The organism is Nannocystis exedens (assembly GCF_002343915.1).
Lineage (GTDB): Bacteria > Myxococcota_A > Polyangia > Nannocystales > Nannocystaceae > Nannocystis > Nannocystis exedens.
Genome location: NZ_NETK01000001.1, coordinates 6,568,028 through 6,587,218 on the forward strand (window position 1 = coordinate 6,568,028; position 19,191 = coordinate 6,587,218).

Genomic DNA, 19,191 nt, shown 5'->3' on the forward strand with positions numbered 1-19,191 from the left:
CGTCGTCGCGCGCGCGAAGTGCTACGATCGGCGCGCTTGAGACCTCTCGTGGTCACCGTCGTGCTCCTGATCGCCTGCGGCCCCGGCAAGTCCGGCGAGTCGGCGGGCAGCTCGACGAGCGAGGCGAGCGAGGCGAGCGGCGCCTCCTCGACCGCGCCGACGACGGGCATGGGCCAGTCGTCGACCACCGGCGTGACGACGACGGGCGCGGACGAGACGTCGATGTCCGAGGCGTCGACGACGACGGGCGCGTCGTCGGAGCCGATCGGCGACCCCGAATTCTGCCCGATCGACTGGCCGGCGCCGGCGACGGTCGCCGGCACGACGCCGTCCGGCCCGTTCACCGGCGCGCGGGCCTGGTTCGGCTGGGCGGCCTGCAACGTCCAGTTCCCGGCGATCTACGTGTTCGAGGACCCGGCCGAGATCGCCGACGCGATCGCCGACGAGCAGGCGATCGACCGCGCCCTGGTGATCGCGGTCCCCCGCATGGGCTGGGACTTCACGGCCTTCACCGGCGAGTCCGAGCCGTGGGTGTTCGAGATGGAAGGCGGCAGCTTCGAGCACGGGACCCTCGCCGGCGGCGAGGTCACGCTGTCGCTCAGCGTGAGCGTCGCCGAGACCGTGTCGCCCGTCGGCACCCCGCGGATCGTCGGCGAGTTCGCGCTGCACTCGCAGGACGGCGAGTGGGACCTGAGCGGGGCGTTCGACGCCGCCTACTGCGGGCCGCTGCCCGACTGGGTGCCGGTGAACTGTGAATGAGGCCGCTCGGCGGCGATTGTCCGTCTCGACCTGTCCTGCCGGGGGCGCGGACATTTCGTCATCGACCGGGGGCCGTCGTCCGCCGGAGGGCCTGAGCAATTCCCGGGCACGCCCATTGCTGGGACCGCGCATGCTCCACCGTCGCGCCGCCCTGTCGCTCCTCGCCGGTCTCGCCGCTTGCCGCCGCGGGCGGATCCTCTCGCACGAGGAGTACGCGGACATCGAGCACGACATGCCCTACGTGCTGCGGTTCGCCCGCGAGGACGGTGCGCTGCTCTTCTTCGGCGCGAAGCACATCGACGACGCCGGCGACGCGCAGGTGGCACGGATCGCCGCGCTGTGGGCCGAGTTTCGCCCGACGCTGGCGTTCAACGAGGGCGGCGATCCGCCGGTCGAGGCGTCGCTGGTGACGGCGGCGGCCCGCTTCGGCGAGTCCGGGTTGGTGCGATTCCTGGCGCGACGGGACGGGGTGCCGGCCGCGAGCATCGAACCGTCGATGCGCGCGCAGGTGGAAGCGCTGCGGACTTCCGGGTTCAGCGACGAGCAGATCCTGGTGTTCTTCGTCCTGCGCCAGGTGCCGCAGCACCGCGCGCGGGCCGGCGTGCCGATGGACGAGGCGCGGCTCGTCGAGGTGCTGCGGCACTTCCACGCCGCCACCGGGATCTCCGCGCCGGCGACCGCGGACGAGCTGGCCTCGGCGTCCGCGCGGCTGTTGCCGCCGCTCCGTCACTGGTCCGAGGCGCCGGCCGCGTGGTTCGACCCGGTGTTCACGCGGCCGGCGGCGTTCACCAACGCGGCCAATCGCCGGGTCAGCCAGGTCCGCGACGCCTGGGTGGTCGAGCTGCTCGCGGACCGAATGCGGCGCGGCGAGCGGGTGTTCGCGACCATGGGCGCGAGCCACGTGGTGATGCAGGAGCCGGCGCTGCGGGCCCGGCTCGGGCGGCCGGAGCGGCTGGCGTGAAGGGCACGCGCGCGGCCGGCCGAGTGATCGACAATAAGATGTCCTCATGAACATGTCCTGGGGGATATCCGTGCAGAGCGCCGGCGATCGCGGACCTTCCGCGTGGCCGCGTCCGTTCACCCGCAACGACACCTATTCGTTGGACATGTCCGAAGAGGCACCTGAGTACGAGCGGCGCTTCGCCGCGCTGCTGGCCGACGGCGACGTGCTCGTCCAGCCGTTCCTGCCGCAGATCCTCGGCACCGGCGAGCTGTCGTTCGTGTTCCTGGACGGCGAGTTCTGCCACGCGGTGCGCAAGACGGTCGCCGGCGACGGCGGCTGGTGGGCTCACGAGCTTGCTCGGCGGGGCGGCGGCGGCCGTCGCCGTCGGCGTGGACGAGCTGGCCTGGGCTCGCCGGGTGTACGACGGCCTGGTCGCCCACGACGGCCCGCTGGCGTTCGGGCGGGTCGACGCGACCGCCGACGCGCACGGGGAGCTGCGGGTGCTCGAGTGCGAGCTGGTGATCCCGCGGCTCCTGCTGCGCGAGGGCGAGGCGACGGCCCGCTACGCCGCGGCGATCGACCATCACCTGCGGCGCTGAACGACGAAGGCCAGGCGCCCCGCGGAGCGCCCGGCCTTTCGCACATGTCCTGAAGGTCAGCGGACGCGGATGGCGTCGGCGATCACGACGTAGCCCTCGGCGGCCCAGCGCGACACGACGACCTTGTTCCAGCCGGCCTTGAAGTTGAAGGTGCCGAGCTGGACCCACTTGCCGCCGTTGATCTGCTGGTTGGCGTTGACGGTGCCGAGCTTGACGCCGGCGCTGTCGAACATCACGAACGGGGCCGCGGCCGAGCGGTTGGTGCCGGCGGTCCACCAGGCGTCGATCGTCTTGGTCGCGGCGGCGGGCAGGTAGAACGAGAACTCGGCGCCGTCGGACACCGGCGCGGTGTTGGCGAACCAGTAGCCGCTGCCGTAGAAGCCGGGGGTGGCGGCCGTCGAGGTCCAGTTGGCGGACACGGTGATCTTCGCCTTGGCCGGGTCGTTGTTCGACGCGTTGCTGTCGACGACGATCTCACCCGACGGGATCGGGTTCGGCGCCGGCGGCTGGGCGCCGCAGTACTCGTTGACCTTGTTGAGGTAGGTCGTCCACGGCCAGGCCGCGCCCGGGTCGGTGCGGTTGTACGGCTGCAGCTGGGCGTGCGCGACGATGTGGTACTTGTCGCGCGGGACGGCGTGGGCCTTGGTGATGTCGCACGTCAGCTTGGCCGACTGGTTGATCAGGTTCGAGTTCCAGGTCTTCTGGCTGGCGAACCCGGCGTGCTCGATGCCGACGGTGAAGTTGTTGCAGTTGTAGCCCTCGAGCCCGCACTCCTTCTTGGCGTTGAGGTCGCAGTCGTAGGTGGCGCCGATGTGCCAGGCCTTGTTCGACTCGCGGACGAGCTGGGAGATCTCCGAGCCGTCCTCCTTGACCACGTAGTGGGCGCTGACGCCCGCCTGCGAGTTGACCAGCCAGCCCCAGCAGCCGGAGTAGTTGCCCTCGCAGGTGTGGATGATGACCATCTTCACCTGGCCGGCGGTGCCCGCGGGCCGCGCGCTGTAGTTCGGCGAGGCGCGCCAGATCGAGCCGGCGTAGTCGGGGCCGGGCGCGAGCGTCGGGTCGCTCGGGGCGGTGAAGTCGGGCACCACGCTGGCCTCGGGCTGGAGCTGGGCCACGGGTGCGCCGGCCAGGTCGCGCACGGCGATGCCGCCCTGGATCGCGCCGTAGACGTCGTGGTGGATGTAGCTGACGAGCGCGTCCTCGACGGCGATGTCGCTCATCGAGGCGATCGCCGGGGCCCACGCGCCGAGGTCGTCGCGGTCGAACTCGAGGTCGTCGGCGTAGCTGCGCAGCACCGCCGCGGCGGCGCGGATGTTGGTGCGACGGTCGTTCTTGACGTCGTCGAGGCTGGCGTCGATGAGCCCGGCGCCGAGGCCGAGGTGCTCGCCGCGCAGCGCCATGATGCCGTACGCCGGCTCCTGGCCGTCGAACTCGGCCTCGCCCGCGATCATCTGCCACTGCGTCTCGGCGTAGCTGACGGCCTGGAGGATCTGCATCGGCACGCCGAACTCCTCGGCCGCCTCGCGGAACTCGTCGTCGAGCCCGCCGACCTGCGCGGCCGGGTCGACCTCCGGCTCGTCGGCGCCGTCGCCCTCGGGGTCGGGGGTGGACTCGTCGGCGCCGACGTCGGCGTCACTGTCGGCGGGCTGGTCGTCGCCGTAACAGGCGGGGACGAGGAGGGCGAGACTGGTCAGGATGCGGAGCGGGCGGATCGTCATGGCAGAACCTTCGAGGTGCGGCGATAAGTTGCCTGCGCGCGCGAGGAGACATGTCCTCACGCGCAGAGCCGCGACCGACACGTCGCAGCTCCGGGCGGCCGGCAAGACGGCCGTCACAATGACACCATCGTCCTTACGCCGGCTCGCTCGCGGGCGCAAGAGGGGCGCCGCACGGCCCTGCGCTCAAACCGGGCGTAGAGCGGCGCCGGCGGTGATCCTCGCGCAATTCGGGGGGCCGTCGCGACGACCTCACGGCGCGCCCGACAAAATCCGGTGATCGAAACCCGCGGGGTCGTTACTCCTTCTACGCACGGGCTCGGACGTGCGCACCGCGCCGCCGCAGCCGCGTCCCCGACGCAGGAGACAGGGCTCGCGTCTCGGCGATGGAGCTGTCTTTGAAGACAGCTCGCCGCCGTCGTCGCGTGGCTGTCCCGAGGGACAGGTGTAGCCCACGCGGGCGGGCCGTCGCCTGACGCAGGCCGGTGCGGGGCCGCGCCCCCGGGGGCGGCAGACCGCGGGGAACGTGGTTCAGGCCGGGGAACTCGGCGGCGGCGCGGCTGGCGCGGGTCGGGTGCGCTGGCGGCGATGCTGCAGCGGCCTTCGGCGATCTCGGCGCTCGCGCTGGCGTGCACAGTCGTGCTGGCTCCGGCCCGGGCCGAGGCGTTCTGCGGGTTCTACGTCAGCGGCGGCGACGCGAAGCTGTACGACGACGCGACGCTGGTGGCGCTGGTGCGCGACGGCACCCGCACCGTGCGGTCGACGCAGAACAACGATCGAGGGCCGCCGGAGAGCGTCGCGCTCGGCGGCGGGTGCGGCTGCACGAGCGGCGAGGGCGGAAGAACCTGTCTTGAAGGACGGGTGAGGACGATGCAGATCGAGCAAGCCGTGATCGACGCATTCATCGCCGCGCATGGCTGCGAGGACGGCCGCGACAGACGTGCGGCTCGTGTCCGCGGCGGCCCGGGTCAGCCGATCACCACCACGGCGCCGGCCTTGCGGTTGGCCGCCGCGCCGGTGAACTCGCGCAGCGCGGGGATGAAGGACAGCAGGTAATCCAGCGCCTCCTTGCCGTCGCGGGCCCAGATGTCGGGGTAGACGCCCTTCATCCGCTCCGGGTCGTAGTACTGCGCCAGGTGGCCGGCCCGGCCCTCCCTGTCGAAGTCGTCGGCGATCTTGTGCATCTCGTAGGGGCGGACGAAGTTGACGTGATAGGGGCCGAGCTTCCGCGTGAGCTCCTCGTCGAGCATGGCCGCTTCGAGCCGATAGTCGCCCTCGACGAACAGGAAGTACAGCCCGGCCCACGCCTTGTCGAGCTCGCAGCGCGGGCGCGAACGATCGGCGAGGATGGCGGCGAGTGCGGCCGGATCCTCCTGGCAGGCCTGGATCTCTTCCGCGGTCAATTCGGTGAGGCTTGCGGTGACGCCCATGACCGACGCATCATCGGCCGGCTCGCGGCCCGCGTCCAGGGCTCTCGCTGCCGCCGGGCGCGGCGAGCCGAACGCCATGGCCATGTCCTTTGGGACATGCGAGGTCGCGGTGCGGGCCCGCGCGAGCGACACGTTTGTCGTGCCGATCCGCAACCACCGCCCGCTGGTACGATCGCCCATGAGGCTCTATTCTGCCGCCATGCGATTCGACCGACTCTTACTCCTCGCCCTCCTCGGGATGGGCCCCGCCTGCGGCTCCGACAAGGGCGAAAGCACCGAGAGCGAGACCAGCGACGCGACCACCGAACCGGGCACGACCACGAGCTCCGAGACGGACACCGGAGAAACGACGGCCACGGAGCCCGGGACCACCGGAGCGCCGACGACGGGCGAGACGACGACGACGACGGACGCGACGACCACGGACGACACGACCGGCGGCGGCTTCCCCGACGAGCTGGCGATGGGCTGCGGGTTCACGCGGCCGTGCGACGACGTCGTGCTGCGGTGCGGCAACGACGGGTGGAGCGAGCAATGCACCGAGCCGTACTCGGCCGAGACCCAGTGCGCGCTCGAGAAGCTGGCGGCCGGCGAGGGGTTCCCGCTGCGCTACGACCTCAACGGGTTCAACGGCGAGGAAGAGTGGTACGACCTCGTGTTCGACGGCGAGGGCGGGGCCCTGCGGCAGAACTGGCTCGAGGACCCGGGCACGCTCGAAGAGGCCCCCGTCGGCCCGGTCGAGCGCTGCGTCCTCAAGCCGGCCCAATTCTTCGCCGACTGCCTCGCCGTCGCGCCCGACGACCCCTCGCACGCCGAGTGCATGCTGTGGTCGGCGTGGTTCGAGAGCTGCGAGGCGGAGCCCGACCCGGTGTGCCCGCCGATCTGAGGTCCATGAAACATGTCTATCAGAACATGTTCCATGGACAGTGCACTTACAGGCAGGTGATCGAGGTGATCTCGGCGCCGTCGTTGCACTGCCAGAAATTCAGCTGCTGGTTGAGCCAGAAGCCGTCCTGCCAGTCGCACCAGTGCCACACGTTCTCGTCGTAGCCGGCGCAGCCGAACAGCTTGCCCTGCGGCGCGTCGCACGGGCGGCTGCCGTAGCCGACCTGGCCGCTCCAGCCGGCGAACCCGAGCTGGATGCACCAGGCGTTGAAGTCGTTGTTGCCGTGCTGCGCCGGCACCCCGTTCTCGACCGAGCCGTACTTGACGAACGGGTTGTTGCAGGTCTTGTTGTTGTTGGACACGCTCTCGCAGCGGGTGTACTGCTGGTTGGTGCCGTTCTGCAGGCACCAGCCGGTGGTGAAGTTGCCGCCGCACTGCGGCACCTCGATCTGGCACGAGGCGCTGCAGCCGTCGCCGCCGGCGGCGTTGCCGTCGTCGCATTGCTCGACGCCGGCGTGCACGAAGGTGTCGCCGCACACGGCCGCCTGGCAATTGATGCAGGCGTCGGTGCTGACGGCGTTGCCGTCGTCGCACGCCTCGCCCATCTGCACCACGAGGTCGCCGCAGCTGGCGGCCACGCAGGCGTTGGAGCAGGCGTCGTTGTCGATTGCGTTGCCGTCGTCGCACGCCTCGCCGGGGCCGAGGAAGCCGTCGCCGCACTTCTGCAGGGTGCAGTCGCTCTTGCAGGTGGCGGTGTCGGCGTTGGCCGCCCCGTTGTCGCACTCCTCCATGCCCGCGAGCATGCCGTCGCCGCACACCGGCTCCGACTCGGGCACGCACACGTCGTTCTCGCAGAGGAGGCCGTCGTTGCAGGTCCCGTTGCCGTAGCAGGCGCAGAACAGGCCGCCGTCGGGGCAGCCCTCGGTGGCGGCGCTGGTCCCCGGCTCGGTGGTGGCGACCGCGGTGGTGTCGGTCGCCGGCGCGTCGGTGTCGCTGCCGGTGGTGCTCGTGCCGGTGGTGCTGTCGACGCCGTCGGTGTCGGTCGCCGGCGCAGAGGTCGAGCCCATGCCGTCGGTCGGCGCGGTCATCGGCGAGCTCATCGACATCGGGTTCGACGACATCGGCGCACCGGTGAAGGCGGTCGCCTCCGGGTCCTCGCCGACGGCGCAGGCGGTCGCCCCGAAGACGCACAGAACCAGGTTCACGGGGCGAATGGCTCGCATCACGACGAACGACGGTAGGAGGGAGCGAGGGCGAGGTCAACGCCGCGGCGCTGCTTGAAGTCGAGCGCGAGCGCGAAGCCGACCGCGGATGTCCCGAGAGACAGGTTGCTCGCGCACGCGCGAGGGCTCGTCCGACGCAGACCGGGGGCCGCCGCAGCGGTGGCGCCCCGCTCGTCTGCACGGCTGCGAGGGGGACGTCGCGAGGCGCGACGACTTCGAGCTCGCGGCGGCGCTCGCGGTGGCGGACCTGGGCGCCGGCGCGTGACTCAAAACATGACGCGCCAGCGGCTCGGGATGCCGGCGATCCTTCGAAGGCTGCGAGCGCGGGGGACGAGTTCGCCCCCGGGCGTTGGCGCATGTCCCGCAGCCGAGGCTGGTACGTCGAGAAGGCGCCCGGACGGCCCGCCTGCAGTGCGCGGCGCGGTCGCGCTTGCCGGCGCGCCGGCATCACCAATGCTCGCAACGCCGATGCACCTCATGCGGAGTTCGATCGCCGTCCTCACGCTGCTCGTCGCCTGTACCACTTCGCGCAGCGACCGCACCGACGCGCCGTCGCCGGCGGAGACCGCGGAGTTCCGCGTCGAGGAGTTCGCGGTCGGCCTCGACCGGCCGTGGGCGCTCGAGTTCCTGCCGGACGGGCGCATCCTGCTGACCGAAAGGCCAGGTCGCATGCGGCTCGTCGGGACCGACGGGGCCGTGTCCGAGCCGCTGGAGAACGTGCCGGCGGTGATGGCCGAGGACCAGGGCGGGCTGCTCGACGTGGCCCTGGCGCACGACTTCGCCACGTCGAGCCGGATCTACTTCAGCTACGCGGAGCCGCGCGAGGGCGGCTCCGGCACGAGCGTGGCGGCGGCGACGCTGCGCCTCGACGGGACGCCGCGGCTCGAGGACGTGACGGTGATCTTCCGCCAGCAGCCGACGTTCGACAACGGCAAGCACTTCGGCTCGCGGATCGCGGTGGCCGACGACGGCTCGCTGTTCGTCGGCCTCGGCGAGCGCTTCACCGACGAGACCCGCGAGAAGTCCCAGACGCTCGACAACCACCTCGGCAAGGTGGTGCGGATCCACGGCGACGGCGCGATCCCGGGCGACAACCCGTTCATCGACGAGCCGGGGGCGTTGCCGGAGATCTGGTCGATCGGCCACCGCAACATCCAGTCGGCGGCGATCCACCCGGAGACGCGACAGCTGTGGGTCGTCGAGCACGGGCCGAAGGGCGGCGACGAGGTCAACCTGCCCGAGCCGGGCAAGAACTACGGGTGGCCGCGCGTCAGCTACGGGGTCGACTACGACGGGACGCCGGTCGGCGACGGCAAGTCGAGCGGGCCGGGCTTCGTCGAGCCGCTGTATTACTGGGTGCCGTCGATCGCGCCGAGCGGGGCGATGTTCTACACCGGCGACGCGTTCCCGGCCTGGCAGGGCGACCTGTTCGTCGGGGCGCTGGTCGAGGAGCACCTGGCCCGCCTCGACCTCGAAGACGGCCGCGTGGTCGGCGAGGAGCGCCTCCTCGGCGACCTGGGCCAGCGCATCCGCGACGTCGCCCAAGGCCCCGACGGGCTGGTCTATGTGCTCACCGACAAGGAGAACGCGAAGATCCTGCGGCTCTCGCCGGCGGACGAGTGAGGCGAGAAGGCTCTTCCGAACCTGACCGGAGAGCCATGTCGGCGAACACGGGTACGCGGACTTCAGGAGCGGCTGTCCGTGAGGACATGACTTATGGGCCGGTGAGATGGAGCGGTTGACGCCGGGATGGATGGTCCGGCGAGCAGACTCGGCAAGGGCAGGCGAGAAAATCGTTCGAGTATTGAATGTTTTTTAGGTGATGTGAACTACGTTCAAATCAGTTCGGTGCTCTGGCAGCATCCGTCGTAAATTTCGAGAGAACGGGGTCCCATGGCATCGTGCCGGCGTGAAGCGGGGCTGGGACGTTCACAGTCTGTTTGCATGGGTTCTGCTGACCTCCTGTGTCGGGGTGTTCGGGGGCCCGGAGGAGCCGCAGGACAAGGGGGCGCGGAGGAAGACGGGCAGCGTATCTTGCTTCAACAGGGCGTACGCCACAGCCCGGCAACCCACGGTGTGCCATACCGACGACGCGATCTTCGTCCTCGGACTACCGCCGAATCACGGTTGGCGCCGAGGTTCCCGCGTCGTCATCAGCCAGGAGAAGCAGTGGGTCGGAGCGCAGACCGTCGCCGTCGCGTGGGTAGTCGACAACTTCGAGACAGCGGCGAAGATCAACGTCATCTTCCAGCGCAAGGGCCAGACCGTCGAAGGGGGGGCCGCCACCTTGTACGACGGCAGCAAACGCCTCCGCTTCGAGAACTATTACGCACACATGGAGTCCCGGAAGGGGGACCGCGTCACCCTGAATATCGGCAAGTACGACGGCGTCGTCGTGGGTGATTATTATGAAGCTCGGAAGCAGAGTGAGCCGGACTATCCGCTCGGGCTCGTCCGGGTGATCCGGGTCCATGAGATGAGCGCAGAGGCGAGCGTCGAGGAGGAGGTCGAGGATTTCGGCACGGAGCGGCACGAGTTCGTGCTTCGAACGAGGACGACGCTGCCGTCCATCAAGGTCGCCGTCGCGGCCGTCCCGAGAGAGGGCGCCGTACCTCCGAGCCCCGAGGCCACGAAGCGAGACAAGCGGGAAGGGCTCGCAGGAAAGCTGCGCGCCCGGCAAGCGGCTCCTGACGGCAAACTGGAGGTCGACGAGTTTCCGTCGACGCCGAGCGGCGACCCGGAGACCCTTCTCCAGCGCCTGGCGGACGGCGCTCGGGCCAGGAAAGCGAGCCAGGTCGTCTGGACCGGGGGCGTTTGCGCGACCGAGCCGTGCCCGTCGATCTATTACGCCGACGTGCCGAAAGACCCGAAGGAGCCCCTGGTCCCCAAGCCGCTGCTGGTGCCTTCGGCGATGGGCGGAGACGCTGCCGACGACCAATCGGCGTTGCTCGGGCAGATCGCGTACGCCGGCAAGGCCTACGAGGAAGCGAGCTACCGCCTGCGCGCGTGGGCAGGCAGCCCGCACGGTGGCTTCTCGAGTGAAGCGCTCTTGCAGCTCGTCGACGCCGAGGTTCAACTGGGCCAGTTCGGCCGGGCCCTGATCTGGCTGCAGGAGTTCGGGCGCAAGTACGACCGCGCTGCCAAACCGCCCTCGTACTACCACGCCAGGGTCCGCATCGCCTGCTCGAACGAGAATCTGTGGGAGCTCGATGATTTACGCGAGGAGGGCCGACGGCGCCCCGACCTCAAAAGGGCCCAGCTCGAAGCGAGCGAATGCGCGATCGAGATCAATCAGCGGAGAAAGAATCGGGCGACGGCCCTCGACTTGCTTTCGGAAGCCCGGGTTCTCGCCGGGGAGCTCGGCGATCAGGACGCCCTGAAGCGACTGGCGGCGCGGGAGGCCGAGCTGGCCGACCATCCCGGCAGGCTCGACGACGGCCAGAAGGAGACCGCAGCCGAGTACGAGGAAGTTATCGCGACGGGCGAACCACAGGCCCGGGCGAACCAGAGCCTCAGGCTGGCGAGGAAGGGCAGCCGCTCGGGTGACCTCGACGGGGCCCTGGAGCACCTGAAAAGGGCAGTGGCGCTTTACAAGGAGACGCGAAACGACGCCGGTCTGGCCGAGTGCATGCCCCTGCTCGTGGGGTTGTGGCGGTCGCGCGACGGCGTCGAGCAGGCGCGCAAGCGCCTTGTGGCGGAGCGGCGGACCGTGAAGGGTCCGGCGTGGCGACGGTCGGAGCTCGGCCTGCAGATCGGGGAAGCCTCGCTCGACCTCCACGCCGGCAAGATAGCGCGCGCGCGCAAGCAGCTCGTGAAGCTCCTGAGCGTCGCTCGCAAGAGTCAATTCGCCGAGGAGGAGCTCCAGATCCTCGGGCTGCAGGTCGAGCAGGCCCTGATCGCCGGGCAGATGCAACAGGGCCAAAAGGCGCTTGATCAGTATACACGGCGGGCCTCCGACCTCCGACGCGAGCCGGAGCAGGCGCACGCGTGTCTATTGGGGGGGAGGTTCGCGCTCCAGGAGGGCGACAGCAAGCTGGCGAAAGAGCAGGCCCAGCGGGCGATTCACGGGTATGACAGCCTCGATGATGAGGCCGGCATCGCGGCCGGCAAGCTCCTCCTCGGCGACGTCCACCGCGAGCTCGGCAACCTGGATGCGTCACGGAGGCATTACGAGGCCGCCGACCGCAAGTACGAGTGGCTAAATGACGAGGAAGGGAGGCGCCTCGCAAGGTTGGGCTTGTTCGCCACTGAAAAAGGACGGGCGGACGGTGGGCTGCGAGACCATCTCCAATCCATCATGACATTTTATAAGAGGAAGGGGCAGCCGCGTGAACATCTGCGCGCCGAGCTGCAGTTCGAGTGGGCCGCCTTCGCGGCCTCGCGCGACCATGCCAGGACGCTGCGCAAGCTCAAGGGGCTGCGAGACCAGGCCAAGCGCAGCGAATTTGCCGTGTTGCGAGCAGAGGCGCAGATGCTCATCGCTTGCGTGCATCGCGACGCTCGCACGCATCCTCTTGCCAGACACGAGTACCATCTGGCTCGCGACTTGTACGCCGCGATGGGGCGTCACGACCAGTTGTTTATTTGCCCCGAGCTTCGAACGAACCGCGCCGCGGCGGATGACGGACAGGATGCGCAGCATTAGCCCGGAGGCCCCATTGATGGCGCAGATCCTCCGGCGGTTCTCGGAAGCCGAGCTGCGAGCGGCCGTGTACCGAGAGTTGCCGGAGTTGCTCGCCGACCTGCCCGGCCCGGGGGCATCCTTCAGGGATGTCGCCTTCGCGCTCGTGCGGGCCGCCAAAAGCCGCGGATACGTGCCGGATCTCGAGATCCTCATCGCCTCGCGGAAGCGCCCCGCGGCCGGCTTGCGAGCCGCCTTGGTCGGGGTCCTCGTGCTCGTGGGCGCGGGGGCGGTGTTCATGGCGGGCAGGGCGGTGCCGGCGGCCCCATCGGACAGCCAGACGAGCGTCGAGGCGGCCGCGCCCATGCATGTCGAGCCACCGCCGACGAGCCCGGTCGCCGGACCCGAGCCCAGGCCCGCGGCGGTTCCCGTCTCGACGGCTCGCTCCCCGCGGACGCGGCGAAAAGAAGCGGTGGCGCCCGAGCCCAAGTCCGCGCCCGTCCCGACTGCGAGCCCCGAGCACGACGAGACGCGCGAGCCGGCATCCGGCCGGGCCGATTGCCGCGGGTGGTCGTGTCGCCTGAGCGCCGACAGCGGGCAGTTTCACCACAGCGAGGAATTCTGCGTCGTCCCCGCGGCAGGAGCCGAGATGAAACGGTGCATCATCCACGGGGAGCTCCTATACCCCGCCTCGACGGTCGAGTGTGACCTGTCGGAGGCACGATTGACAGGAGAGATGCGGTGGCAGCGTTGTCGTGGCGAACTCTAAGCTGCTCGGTGCGGATCGTGGCGTGTGTCCTCGCCGGTTGTCGTCCGACAGGGGCGACGCCTCCGAGCGAGCCGGCAGAACCACGGCTCATCGCGGTGGAGGGGAAGCTCTACATCGGGCAGGTGCCGCTCGGTACGAAGCGAGGTATGGTCTATCTGATCCTCAGCCGTGATGTGATTCCAGGCACTACGGATCGCGTCCAGGTTGGGGCGGTCCGTGGGGTTCAGATGCATGAAACCAGCCTGGAAGTCGTCGAGCTGTGCCGAATCCCCTCCCGCCAGCGAGATGCGCTCGCCGCCGGCGGGCTGCCGGCTGTCCCGCACGTCGAGGACAAGCGCCTGCGCGTCGGCAAATGTTTCGCCATTTACGAGCTCCCCCGTGGCGGCTGGGATTCGTCGCGCGCCTTGGTCGACCTCCACCTCGATATCGGGGCGGGTGACGGCGTAAAGGAGGGCGATCGGTACGAGATTCAGGGCGACCCCTTCGCGGACCCGATCAACCAAATCGTCACTGGGTTCGAGCCGCTGGGGCAATGCATAGTCCAGAGCGAGGTCGCAGAGGAGCACGCCACGTGCCGATTGGATAAGCGGCAGTGGCCGACGTTCACCCGCGACCGCGCTTTGACGGGCGGTTGGGCCGTCTTCAAGGCACGAGGCCGCTGATCGTCCGCGGCCGGGCCGGGCTCGGCGCCACGGCGAGTCGGTGAGGGCGGGAGTACGAGCAGCCTCGTCGCTCGTGCTCCACGCCTTCCTCGGCTCGACCGTGAGTTACGGGTGGCCCCAGCAGGCGCCGGTGTGGCCCATCCCGTAGTAGCCGCAGAACGACTGGCCGGAGCCGGTGCAGTTGCCGTACGGGATCGAGGTCCAGTGGCCGACGGCGTACCAGCCGCCGTTGCTGCAGCGCGCCAGACACCAGTCGCCGTTGGGCCAGCCGGTGCACGCGACGGACGTGGGCTCCGGCTCGGGGTTGGTGAAGTCGAAGGGGCCCTTCGGAGGCGCGAGCGAGGGATCCTCCGAGAACTCGTCCTCGATGACGAACTCGGGGTTAGGATCCTGCGCGACGATGCCGTCCTCCGGCTCGAAGTGCGTCGAGTCGACGTCGCAGGCGGTGAACACGAGGGTGGAGATTGCCAGGCAGATGAGTTCGGTCTTCATGATTCGCTCCTGCCCTTACGTGCAGGCGCGGCCGCCCGATGATCACCCCGTGCTCGTCGAAATCGACGTTCGTATGGCGCGCGCGACCTCGCGCTGCAGAGCGTCCTCGATGGTAGGCGTACCTGCAGCCCGGACGAGTGTGAAAGGCGAGGTCCCGTGCAGGCCCGCTCGGATCACCGCTGCGGCGACGTAGGGCTCGCTCCACAGCGTGACCTGCAGCGTCACGGCCTCCAACCACGCGGCGTGCGTGCCGTCGACGTCGGCGGCGATTCGGCGCGACGTCAGCGATCGTCCGGCCGGAGGTCGAGCCTGGCCTGCGAGGTCTGCGGATCGTAGGGGAACGAGACGTGCTGATGGACCATCTGCCACGCGCCGCCGACCTTGCGGAACACCCGGGTGCCGCGCGACCACCTCTCGACCGGCGGCTGCCCCGGCTGCTGCGCCTGCATGCGATTGAGGCCCCAAGTGACCGCCAGGTCGCCGCAGACCATCACCCGCAGGTCCGGGACGTCCCAGCCGATGTCGCCCTGCGCCGCCTCGAAGCCGCGTCGGCAGACCTCGCGCACCGCCTCGACGCCGACGACCTGCAGCGGGGCCTCGTGCTCGTACGAGACGATGTCGCGAGCGACCGGCGCCATCGAGGCGTCGAGGTCGCGGGTGGCGGTGGCCAACGACCACGCCCGGTACAGCGCGCGCAGCTCGGCCTCGGCGGCGCCGCTGGTCGCGAGGTGACGCCCGAGCTTGGCGAAGCACTCGTTCCAGCCCTCGGCGTTGCCGTCGCGCCGCTGCGTCGACTCGAAGCCGGTCTGGTGAAAGCGCACCTCGGTGGCGTCGCCGACCGCGGTGAACGTGACGGTCACGACCGTCTCGGGGCCCGCGCTGCTCTCGCTGACCTGGGTGAGCGTGAACGACAGTCGCTCGGGGCGCGAGACCTCGATGAAGCGGCCGCGCTCGCTGAACCGGGCGCCGCGCTCGGACCGGTACTCGACGCGCAGGCTGCCTTCGGGGCGCGCGTCGACCTCGCAATCGGTGGTGATGTACCCCTCGGGCGCGAACCACTCGCGTACGTGCTCGGCGCGGATCCAGCTGTCGAACACCCGCTCGCGCGGGGCGTCGAACACGCGCACGATCTCGATCTCACGGTCCTGTGAATCATCCGGTCGGGTCATGGTGCTTGCCTTTCTGCTGCCGCTTGAGCCGCTCGTCCAGGCGGTCGAAGCGGCGGTTCCACAGTTGCCTGTAGCCCTCGAGCCAGCGGTCGACGTGGGCCAGCGGCTCGGCGCGGATCCGGCTCGGCCGTCGCTGGCCGTCGCGCTCGCGGGTGACGAGCCCGGCGGCCTCGAGCACGCCGATATGTTTCGAAATGGCCCGCACCGACAGAGCAAACGGCTCGGCGAGCTCGACGACCGAGGCCTCGCCGGCCCGCAAACGCTCGAGGATCGCCCGCCGCGTCGGGTCGGCGAGGGCGGCGAAAATGGTGCTGAGCGGATCTCGCGGCATAAGTCGAGAACCAAATGGTTCCAGAACTTGTTGGTTCTGTAAGCGAGATACTCGAGTATGTCAAGGCGACGGGGCGCTGGCGAGCGGCCGCGTCCGCCGGCGAAAGGGAAAAGCGTAGGGGGCCAGGGTCCGCACGACGAGTTCGCCGGAGACTCGTGCGCCTCGGGCGTGCTCCTGGGAAGCTGTCCTTTCAGTCAGCCTGATCCTGGCCCCCGCAGGTCGCGCGAGCGCGCTCGACCAGGCTCTACAACCGCACGATGACGGTGCTGCTCACGCGCCCCCGGGATCGCGCTGGAGGTGCAGGACGCGCCCGAGGGCGTGACGGGCGAGCCCTGCAGTTCGCCGCGCGCGACCTCTCTTCAGTTTCAACGCGACGGCCAATCGCGTCCCGCCTCGGGGGCTCACGCCGGAGCCCGGGCGCCGCGGCGATCGCAAGCGCCCCGCATGTCCCCCAAAACAGGTCCGCGAAGCTCCGGAGCGCCGACCGTCGCAGGGCCAGGCGACTGCTCGAGCGCGGCCATCGCTCGGCGGAGCTGCAGCTGGCGGGCCTGCGCGGTGCGAGCCGTGACGAGGCGGTGGATCACCGCGTACCGTCGCGTCTTGCCGAGCCCCGCGAACGTCTGCCCCGCCCTCGGGCTGGCCGCGAGGGCGGCCGCGAGGTCGGGAGGCACCGTCGCGTCGCGCTGCGACGCATCGGCCGCGGCCCAGCGCCCGTCGGCCCTCGCGGCCTCGACCTCGGCCATACCCGACGGTCGCATCCGCCCGGCGGCGAGCAGCGCCTCCACCTTCGCCACGTTGATCTGCGACCACCGACTGCGGCGCCGGCGAGGCACGTACTTCTGCAGGTAATGGACCTCGTCGAGGGGCTTCCGCGGGCCGCAGATCCACCCGAAGCAGAGGCCCACGTCGACGGCCTCGTCGCTGGTCATCGACGGCACGCCGGACCCCTGTTTGGCCAGCTTCAGCCACACGCCGGCGCGCAGCCCGGCGTGCTCGTCGAGCCAGGTCGCGAACTCGGCGGCGCTGCGGAAGGCGACGACCGCGGCTTCGCCGACGCCCCTGGATGACGCGGCGGGGCGGTCACCGCTGCGCATCGCGCCTCCCGAGCACATCGAGGTAGTGGCGGTTGTACATCACGCCGAGCACGTTGCCGAACGGGCCGACGACCGACGCCGTGACGAACCCGGGGCCGCGCTCGACGGCGAGGAGCTGCTCGACCTGCTGCTCTCGCTGGCCATCGCCGAGCGGCTGCGGTCCCCGCTGCTGCTGTCGACCGTGGCCGGGCTACGGCAGAAGCTGTAGATGCCGGTCCGCACGGGGGACACCCGCGCGGCCCCCCAGGTATCGTCCGCGCCGATGGCGAACCGCTCCCATCTCTACACCTGCGACGACATCCCGCCGAAGGACGGCTTTTACGCCCGCGGCCTCAGCGAATGCAACCGGGAGATCCCGCTCGTCCACAAGGTGATGATGGCGAACGCGCCGCGCGTGGTCCGCTCGGCGATCTGGGCCCGCGACATCGGTATCGTCGCCGAGCGCCCGGGGGCGTTCGAGCGCACGCTCGCGTTCTTCTCCCGGCTCGGCGAGGGCGAGCTGGCGGAGCGCGACCGCTTCGACGCCGAGGCGGCGAAGATGCGGGCCTTCCTCGACGCGACGCCGCCGACCAAATACCTGCTGCTCGAGGCGGGCGAGATCTTCAGCGCGATGGGCGGAGATCTGGCCCTGCGCGCGCGTCAGCTCGTCGGCGAGATCGTCGACCTCGCGCCGCGGGTCGAGCGGGCGATCGCCGGGGTCGAGGAGCCCTGGCTCGCCCAGCTCCGCGCCAACGGGCAGAAGGCGGCGCGCCCCGGCTGGTGGAGCGAGGTGCTGTATTACAGCTTCGAGCCGCCCGAGGGCGCGGCCGAATCGACGTAGCCACGCCGTTTGCCGCGCGGGGCGTCACCACGTCAGGTGGAAGCGCTGCGCGTTCGTCCCGTTGCAGTCGTAGTGCCAGAGCTGCACGCCGTCGGCGGTGCTGCTGTTCGGCACGTCCATGCAGCGGCCGTTCATGCCGACGAACGAGCCGTTCGGCTGCAGGCGCCACTTCTCGCTGTCGCCGCCGTCGCAGTCCCAGATGTGGTGCCGGTCGCCCTGTCCGCCGTCGCCCCCGTCGATGTCGTAGCAATAGGACGTGTCGCCCAGCACGCGGAGCTGCGTCTCGTCGCTGTAGATCCACCGCTGGTTGGCGCCGCCGTCGCAGGTCCACTGGATGATGTCGGTGCCGTTGTCGTAGTCGGCGTTGCGCACGTCGAGGCACTTGCCGCTGTTGTCGTTGACGATCTCGAACTGCACCGGCACCGAGCTGCGCAGGCCGACGAGCGGGATCTTGCCGCCGAAGGTGTCGCCGTTGCCGCGGCTGATCATCGTCGCGCCCCAGCCGACCGCCAGGTACATGCGGTAGAACTCGTCGTGCTCGTAGTCGCCGCTCCACAGGTTCACGAGCTGGTTGTTGTCGTCGGCGTTGCGGGTGATCTCCGGCCAGTACTTCGGCGAGCCGACGTTGCCGCAGATGACCCACTTGTTGGTGTGATACTCGTCGAAGTCGTTGGCGTTGCCCCACGAGTCGAAGTCCTCGGCGCTGCCGGCGTTGGGACAGACGAAGAAGTTGGCGCCGGCGCCGTGGCGGCGGACGTAGTTCTCCATCATGTCGTTCTTGTCGCCGATCGGCCCGCCCATGATGAGGACGATGATCTTGCCCTGCAGCGCGCTGAGCGACGGCCAGCCGTACTGGGCCACGCCCTGGCGGATGCTGTCGTAGCCGGTGAACATGCGGAGGTCGTCGGGTCGGTACAGCTTGCTGCCGAGCACCTCGCCGACCTGCGCGTGCAGCTCGTCGTACTGCCCGTCGCCCCAGCCGTAGGGGTTGATCGTCTTGAGATCGATCTGCACCGTGATCGGCAGGTGGCCCGGGTTGTAGTCGCTCCAGTTGCGGATGTCGTGCAAGCAATCGCGCAAGTAGCCGCCTTGACCCCAGCGACAGTTGTTCCCGGTGTCGCTGGCCCAGAAGTCGTGCTTCACCGCGAATTGTCGGACGTCCTCGAACAACTTGAACTCGTGGACGTCGAGCTCGATCGCGTAAAAGCCGTCCCACAGCGCATAATCGAGGCTGGGGAACTGGGCCGTCCGCTCGTAGGTGTTGTGCGGACGGGCGAAGTACACGTCGTTGTAGGGGTCGCTCCACCAGTAGATCCACGCGCTGGGCGCGTCCGCGCGGGCGCTGCCGGGGCCGACGGTGAGGGCGAGGAAGGCGCTGATCAAGGTGAGCGGGACGAGCTTCGTACGCATGGAATACCTTTAGTGGTCGGAGGGTCAATGGCGAGAGGAGCGGCCGTACGGGCGCAGCCGATGGCTGCATGCGCGGTCTCGGCCGCCCCGAGCGACGACGGCGGGGGCAGCGATGCGACCGAGGCACCTCGCCCGGAGGTGAGCGTCCGTTCGGACCGCCGCGGATCATGCCGGGTTTCTCGAATGTCGTGAACGGCGGCGAGGCGCGAGTGAGCCTCGCAACGCGCGCGGCGGCGTGATTTCGAAAGCAAGTGGCGCCGACGAACAAC

Annotated in this window: 18 protein-coding genes and 1 pseudogene; 10 read left to right on the plus strand and 9 right to left on the minus strand. The window is 69.9% G+C overall.

The features are described 5' to 3' along the window. Window positions 1–36 precede the first annotated feature (36 nt). From NAEX_RS25880 to NAEX_RS25890, 3 genes are all read left to right on the plus strand, one after another. Entirely contained in the window at window positions 37–759 is a 723-nt protein-coding gene (locus tag NAEX_RS25880; protein WP_143140290.1) for a hypothetical protein, read from the plus strand. A 130-nt stretch (window positions 760–889) separates the two neighbouring features. Further along, on the plus strand, window positions 890–1,720 hold the full coding sequence (locus tag NAEX_RS25885; protein WP_096330156.1) for a hypothetical protein: 831 nt from the start codon (window positions 890–892) through the stop codon (window positions 1,718–1,720). Between the two features lie 335 nt (window positions 1,721–2,055). Next, entirely contained in the window at window positions 2,056–2,301 is a 246-nt protein-coding gene (locus NAEX_RS25890; RefSeq protein WP_096330157.1) for a hypothetical protein, read from the plus strand. A gap of 56 nt (window positions 2,302–2,357) precedes the next feature. Here NAEX_RS25890 and NAEX_RS25895 read toward each other — a convergent pair whose 3' ends face one another. Next, on the minus strand, window positions 2,358–4,019 hold the full coding sequence (locus NAEX_RS25895; RefSeq protein WP_096330158.1) for a golvesin C-terminal-like domain-containing protein: 1,662 nt from the start codon (window positions 4,017–4,019) through the stop codon (window positions 2,358–2,360). Between the two features lie 585 nt (window positions 4,020–4,604). On the opposite strand from NAEX_RS25895, the gene NAEX_RS25900 reads away from it, so the two are divergent. Continuing rightward, window positions 4,605–5,072, plus strand: coding sequence for a hypothetical protein (locus NAEX_RS25900; RefSeq protein WP_096330159.1), 468 nt, complete (start codon window positions 4,605–4,607; stop codon window positions 5,070–5,072). On the opposite strand, the gene NAEX_RS25905 is transcribed toward NAEX_RS25900, so the two are convergent. Further along, window positions 4,985–5,446 carry a DUF1877 family protein gene (locus NAEX_RS25905; protein ID WP_170136008.1) on the minus strand — a complete coding sequence of 154 codons (462 nt, stop codon included), beginning with the start codon at window positions 5,444–5,446 and terminating at the stop codon, window positions 4,985–4,987. The genes NAEX_RS25900 and NAEX_RS25905 overlap by 88 nt on opposite strands. Window positions 5,447–5,645: 199 nt before the next feature. Between NAEX_RS25905 and NAEX_RS25910 the strand changes: the two genes are divergently transcribed. Next, window positions 5,646–6,332: a hypothetical protein gene (locus tag NAEX_RS25910; protein ID WP_143140291.1), complete on the plus strand. Its 687-nt coding sequence runs from the start codon at window positions 5,646–5,648 to the stop codon at window positions 6,330–6,332. Between the two features lie 46 nt (window positions 6,333–6,378). Here the strand turns inward: NAEX_RS25910 and NAEX_RS25915 are convergent, their stop codons facing one another. Then, window positions 6,379–7,536: a DUF4215 domain-containing protein gene (locus NAEX_RS25915; RefSeq protein WP_245913799.1), complete on the minus strand. Its 1,158-nt coding sequence runs from the start codon at window positions 7,534–7,536 to the stop codon at window positions 6,379–6,381. 495 nt (window positions 7,537–8,031) lie between these two features. Here NAEX_RS25915 and NAEX_RS25920 point away from each other — a divergent pair, with 495 nt between their 5' ends. From NAEX_RS25920 to NAEX_RS25935, 4 genes are all read left to right on the plus strand, one after another. Continuing rightward, the gene (locus tag NAEX_RS25920; RefSeq protein ID WP_211302476.1) at window positions 8,032–9,177 is read left to right on the plus strand and encodes a PQQ-dependent sugar dehydrogenase; all 1,146 of its coding nucleotides are present in this window, start codon (window positions 8,032–8,034) and stop codon (window positions 9,175–9,177) included. 451 nt (window positions 9,178–9,628) lie between these two features. Further along, window positions 9,629–12,199: a tetratricopeptide repeat protein gene (locus NAEX_RS25925; RefSeq protein ID WP_143825620.1), complete on the plus strand. Its 2,571-nt coding sequence runs from the start codon at window positions 9,629–9,631 to the stop codon at window positions 12,197–12,199. 16 nt (window positions 12,200–12,215) lie between these two features. Next, window positions 12,216–12,944 carry a dihydrolipoyllysine-residue succinyltransferase component of 2-oxoglutarate dehydrogenase complex gene (locus NAEX_RS25930; RefSeq protein WP_143140292.1) on the plus strand — a complete coding sequence of 243 codons (729 nt, stop codon included), beginning with the start codon at window positions 12,216–12,218 and terminating at the stop codon, window positions 12,942–12,944. A 146-nt stretch (window positions 12,945–13,090) separates the two neighbouring features. Then, complete coding sequence (locus NAEX_RS25935) at window positions 13,091–13,606, plus strand: hypothetical protein (protein ID WP_143140293.1); 516 nt, start codon at window positions 13,091–13,093, stop codon at window positions 13,604–13,606. Between the two features lie 105 nt (window positions 13,607–13,711). Here NAEX_RS25935 and NAEX_RS25940 read toward each other — a convergent pair whose 3' ends face one another. From NAEX_RS25940 to NAEX_RS54630, 5 genes and pseudogenes are all read right to left on the minus strand, one after another. Then, window positions 13,712–14,098, minus strand: a complete 387-nt coding sequence (locus NAEX_RS25940) for a hypothetical protein (protein ID WP_096330166.1) — start codon at window positions 14,096–14,098, stop codon at window positions 13,712–13,714. A 281-nt stretch (window positions 14,099–14,379) separates the two neighbouring features. Further along, window positions 14,380–15,267, minus strand: a complete 888-nt coding sequence (locus tag NAEX_RS52235) for an SRPBCC domain-containing protein (RefSeq protein WP_211302477.1) — start codon at window positions 15,265–15,267, stop codon at window positions 14,380–14,382. After that, window positions 15,251–15,598, minus strand: a complete 348-nt coding sequence (locus NAEX_RS25955) for an ArsR/SmtB family transcription factor (RefSeq protein ID WP_096330168.1) — start codon at window positions 15,596–15,598, stop codon at window positions 15,251–15,253. Before NAEX_RS25955 ends, NAEX_RS52235 begins: the two co-directional genes overlap by 17 nt. Window positions 15,599–15,999: 401 nt before the next feature. Continuing rightward, window positions 16,000–16,692, minus strand: coding sequence for a YdeI/OmpD-associated family protein (locus tag NAEX_RS25960; RefSeq protein WP_096330169.1), 693 nt, complete (start codon window positions 16,690–16,692; stop codon window positions 16,000–16,002). Then, a pseudogene (locus tag NAEX_RS54630) lies at window positions 16,679–16,798 on the minus strand (VOC family protein); the annotation flags it as partial. The gene NAEX_RS25960 and the pseudogene NAEX_RS54630, both read right to left, overlap by 14 nt. A gap of 156 nt (window positions 16,799–16,954) precedes the next feature. Between NAEX_RS54630 and NAEX_RS25975 the strand changes: the two are divergent. Next, window positions 16,955–17,512, plus strand: coding sequence for a DUF7822 domain-containing protein (locus NAEX_RS25975; RefSeq protein ID WP_143140294.1), 558 nt, complete (start codon window positions 16,955–16,957; stop codon window positions 17,510–17,512). A 24-nt stretch (window positions 17,513–17,536) separates the two neighbouring features. Here NAEX_RS25975 and NAEX_RS25980 read toward each other — a convergent pair whose 3' ends face one another. Beyond that, entirely contained in the window at window positions 17,537–18,922 is a 1,386-nt protein-coding gene (locus NAEX_RS25980; protein WP_096330171.1) for a Ca2+-dependent phosphoinositide-specific phospholipase C, read from the minus strand. Window positions 18,923–19,191 lie beyond the last annotated feature (269 nt).

Bases quoted from the DNA above. Each gene is read 5' to 3' on its own strand.
- NAEX_RS25885 (WP_096330156.1), top strand. From the start codon at position 890: ATGCTCCACCGTCGCGCCGCCCTGTCGCTCCTCGCCGGTCTCGCCGCT.
- NAEX_RS25895 (WP_096330158.1), bottom strand. From the start codon at position 4,019: ATGACGATCCGCCCGCTCCGCATCCTGACCAGTCTCGCCCTCCTCGTC.
- NAEX_RS25900 (WP_096330159.1), top strand. From the start codon at position 4,605: ATGCTGCAGCGGCCTTCGGCGATCTCGGCGCTCGCGCTGGCGTGCACA.
- NAEX_RS25905 (WP_170136008.1), bottom strand. From the start codon at position 5,446: ATGGGCGTCACCGCAAGCCTCACCGAATTGACCGCGGAAGAGATCCAG.
- NAEX_RS25910 (WP_143140291.1), top strand. From the start codon at position 5,646: ATGCGATTCGACCGACTCTTACTCCTCGCCCTCCTCGGGATGGGCCCC.
- NAEX_RS25920 (WP_211302476.1), top strand. From the start codon at position 8,032: ATGCGGAGTTCGATCGCCGTCCTCACGCTGCTCGTCGCCTGTACCACT.
- NAEX_RS25930 (WP_143140292.1), top strand. From the start codon at position 12,216: ATGGCGCAGATCCTCCGGCGGTTCTCGGAAGCCGAGCTGCGAGCGGCC.
- NAEX_RS25935 (WP_143140293.1), top strand. From the start codon at position 13,091: ATGGTCTATCTGATCCTCAGCCGTGATGTGATTCCAGGCACTACGGAT.
- NAEX_RS25940 (WP_096330166.1), bottom strand. From the start codon at position 14,098: ATGAAGACCGAACTCATCTGCCTGGCAATCTCCACCCTCGTGTTCACC.
- NAEX_RS52235 (WP_211302477.1), bottom strand. From the start codon at position 15,267: ATGACCCGACCGGATGATTCACAGGACCGTGAGATCGAGATCGTGCGC.
- NAEX_RS25955 (WP_096330168.1), bottom strand. From the start codon at position 15,598: ATGCCGCGAGATCCGCTCAGCACCATTTTCGCCGCCCTCGCCGACCCG.
- NAEX_RS25960 (WP_096330169.1), bottom strand. From the start codon at position 16,692: ATGCGCAGCGGTGACCGCCCCGCCGCGTCATCCAGGGGCGTCGGCGAA.
- NAEX_RS25975 (WP_143140294.1), top strand. From the start codon at position 16,955: ATGGCGAACCGCTCCCATCTCTACACCTGCGACGACATCCCGCCGAAG.
- NAEX_RS25980 (WP_096330171.1), bottom strand. From the start codon at position 18,922: ATGCGTACGAAGCTCGTCCCGCTCACCTTGATCAGCGCCTTCCTCGCC.